Raw genomic sequence first — 3,158 nt, 5'->3', positions numbered from 1 at the left:
CGATAGCGGTGGGTCAGGCAACATCAATGCTGGCTGTGACGGCCTCATCGCGAGCAGGCTCACTCCTACAGGGGTCAGGCGATTGCCTGGCGCATTGCGAGCAACAGCAGAAAATGCAGCGGATACAAGGCATACGCCCAACGCCGCATTGGCGGCGGCTGGAAATGCCGGGTATGTCGCAACAGGAACAACCCGAGCAATGGCGCAATCAGACAAGCGGCAATGCCGAGGAAGGCTGCACGGTTGCCGATCCGCGCGGAGTAAAACAGCACTTCCCATTGATTCGCCGCCAGGCACACCAACCCCGGCAACAGGCTGAAATACCAGGGCCGGTGGATCACCAGCAACGTCGCCAGCGGCAGCAGCACCCCGAAGAATCCAAACATCAGCCACTGCGGGAACAGCGCCGCCAGCGCCAGCGCGACCACCGCGAGCAGTCGTGATTGCAGGCGTTGATCCTGCCAGCCGCGGGCCACCAGCAATCCCAGCGCCAGCGTAGGCAACACGTTCAAGGTGTCGGGATCGGGAATGTACATCCGGTAGGGAATTTCGCTCAGGGCGCTGAACAACAGCAACCAGCCCAGGTAACGCCACTGGCCGTCGGTCGTCGTGGCACCAGTGCGCGCAAGGTTGGCCGCCATCGCCAGGCAGAACCACGGAAACGCCAGCCGTCCCGGCACATACAGCAGATCGACGGAGTAACCGACATATCGCAGGTGATCGAGCACCATGCTCAATAGCGCCAGCCACTTGAGCAGATCCAGTGCCCCATCCCTTTGCGTCATGTGCATAATTGCCCGTCGTCTTTGTAGTGTTCTGTCAGACGCATCCCGTGTGCTCGCCGGATGATCTTCGGTAAAGTGCGCACCATCATTGACCACGAGGCGCTTCACCATAAGCGTCTCGACCACGGAAAGCAGGGCCATGACCGATAAGAGCCAACAATTCGCCAGCGACAACTATTCCGGTATCTGCCCTGAAGCCTGGGCTGCCATGGAACAGGCCAACCACGGCCACCAACGCGCTTACGGCGACGATGAATGGACCGCACGCGCGTCCGATGATTTCCGCAAACTGTTCGAAACCGACTGCGAAGTGTTTTTCGCCTTCAACGGCACCGCGGCCAACTCGCTGGCCCTGTCGTCGCTGTGCCAGAGTTACCACAGCGTGATCTGCTCGGAAACCGCCCACGTCGAAACCGACGAGTGCGGCGCGCCGGAATTCTTCTCCAACGGTTCCAAGTTGCTCATTGCCCGTACTGAAAACGGCAAGCTGACCCCGGAATCGATCCGCGAAGTCGCCCTCAAGCGCCAGGACATCCACTACCCGAAACCCCGCGTCGTGACCCTGACCCAGGCCACCGAAGTCGGCAGCGTCTACACCCCGGAAGAAATCCGCGCCATCAGCGCCACCTGCAAAGAGCTAGGCCTGAACCTGCACATGGACGGCGCGCGCTTCTCAAACGCCTGCGCATTCCTCGGCTGCTCCCCGGCCGACCTGACCTGGAAAGCCGGCGTCGATGTGTTGTGCTTCGGCGGCACGAAAAACGGCATGGCGGTGGGTGAAGCGATTCTGTTCTTCAACCACAAACTGGCCGAAGACTTCGACTACCGCTGCAAACAGGCGGGGCAACTGGCCTCGAAAATGCGTTTCCTGTCGGCACCGTGGGTCGGGATTCTGGAAAACGACGCCTGGCTCAAATACGCCCGCCACGCCAACCATTGCGCGCAGCTTCTTGCAGAACTGGTCAGCGATATTCCCGGCGTGGAACTGATGTTCCCGGTACAGGCCAACGGCGTGTTCCTGCAACTGTCGGAGCCGGCCATCGCTGCACTGACGGCCAAGGGCTGGCGTTTCTACACCTTCATCGGCAACGGCGGCGCACGCTTCATGTGCTCGTGGGATACCGAAGAAGAACGCGTACGTGAATTGGCGGCGGATATTCGCGAAGTCATGTCCCACTGATTCCTTCAAACAGCAACCCGATCCCCTGTGGCGAGGGAGCTTGCTCCCGCTCGGCGGCGCAGCCGTCGTAGAACCAGCCAATGCGGTCTGCCAGACAGACCGCATTCTCAGTATTTGGGGCCGCTTCGCAGCCCAGCGGGAGCAAGCTCCCTCGCCACAAAAGCCCTCACAAGCAGTTTCTTCCCGCTGTCCTGGTCTACATTGTCTGGCGAGCCGCTTCTATCCGCTCAGACAATAATAATCAGGAGCGTACGCATGTCCTTACAAGGCAAAACCCTGTTCATTACCGGTGCCAGCCGTGGGATTGGTCGTGAGATCGCGCTGCGAGCTGCGCGGGATGGGGCCAACATTGTGATTGCCGCCAAAAGCGCCGACCCCCACCCCAAACTGCCCGGCACGATTTTCAGCGTGGCCAAGGAAGTTGAAGACGCGGGCGGCAAGGCGCTGGCCTTGCAGGTGGATGTTCGCGATGAACTCGCGGTACGCGAGGCGCTGGCCCAAGCCCACGAGCATTTCGGCGGTATCGATGCATTGATCAACAACGCCGGGGCGATCAAGCTGACCGGCGTTCAACACATCGAGCTCAAGCGCTTCGACCTGATGCACCAGATCAACACCCGCGCCGTGTTGCTGTGCAGCCAGGCTGCCCTGCCCTATCTGAAAAAAACCAAGGGTCACATTCTTAACCTGTCGCCACCGTTGAACCTGGCGACGAAATGGTTCGCCCAATACAGCCCCTACACGGTGACCAAATACGGCATGAGCATGCTGACCTTGGGCATGAGTGAGGAATTTGCCAGTTATGGCATCAGCGTCAATTCGTTGTGGCCGCAGACGATGATTGCGACGGCGGCCATCGAGTTTCAGCTTGGCTCGAGGGAATCCTTCAAACACGCACGAACGCCGGCGATCATGGCCGATGCTGCTTACGCAATTCTGGACAGCAGCGGTCGCAGCATTACCGGGCGGTTGCTGATTGATGAAGAGATTCTGAGTGAGCACGGGGTGACGGATTTTGAACGGTATCGGTTCGCGCCCGACACCACTGACCCGCTGATGCCGGACCTGTTTGTCGACTGAAGAAAACAACCGGTCAGAAAAGATACAAAACCTGTGGGAGCGAGCCTGCTCGCGAAAGCGCCGGATCAGTCAACAACGATGTTGAATGTCCGTATGCCTTCGCGAGCAGGCTC

The 3,158-nt window shown here is 59.7% G+C and carries 3 protein-coding genes; 2 read left to right on the top strand and 1 reads right to left on the bottom strand.

What is annotated here, in order from left to right:
* Window positions 1-74: 74 nt before the first annotated feature.
* Entirely contained in the window at window positions 75-791 is a 717-nt protein-coding gene (locus QMX98_RS33485; RefSeq protein WP_282412031.1) for a TraX family protein, read from the bottom strand.
* Window positions 792-924: 133 nt separating this feature from the next.
* Between QMX98_RS33485 and QMX98_RS33480 the strand changes: the two genes are divergently transcribed.
* Window positions 925-1,965: a low specificity L-threonine aldolase gene (locus QMX98_RS33480; RefSeq protein ID WP_010467030.1), complete on the top strand. Its 1,041-nt coding sequence runs from the start codon at window positions 925-927 to the stop codon at window positions 1,963-1,965.
* A gap of 255 nt (window positions 1,966-2,220) precedes the next feature.
* Window positions 2,221-3,045 carry an NAD(P)-dependent oxidoreductase gene (locus tag QMX98_RS33475; protein WP_077747272.1) on the top strand — a complete coding sequence of 275 codons (825 nt, stop codon included), beginning with the start codon at window positions 2,221-2,223 and terminating at the stop codon, window positions 3,043-3,045.
* Window positions 3,046-3,158: the final 113 nt, after the last annotated feature.

Source organism: Pseudomonas sp. PS02303 (assembly GCF_029959925.1).
Lineage (GTDB): Bacteria > Pseudomonadota > Gammaproteobacteria > Pseudomonadales > Pseudomonadaceae > Aquipseudomonas > Aquipseudomonas mandelii.
The sequence above is the reverse complement of the archived record's forward strand: the minus strand, read 5'-3'. Positions and strand labels throughout refer to the sequence as shown.

Coding starts and splice junctions, on each gene's coding strand:
- QMX98_RS33485 (WP_282412031.1), bottom strand. CDS start 791: ATGCACATGACGCAAAGGGATGGGGCACTGGATCTGCTCAAGTGGCTG.
- QMX98_RS33480 (WP_010467030.1), top strand. CDS start 925: ATGACCGATAAGAGCCAACAATTCGCCAGCGACAACTATTCCGGTATC.
- QMX98_RS33475 (WP_077747272.1), top strand. CDS start 2,221: ATGTCCTTACAAGGCAAAACCCTGTTCATTACCGGTGCCAGCCGTGGG.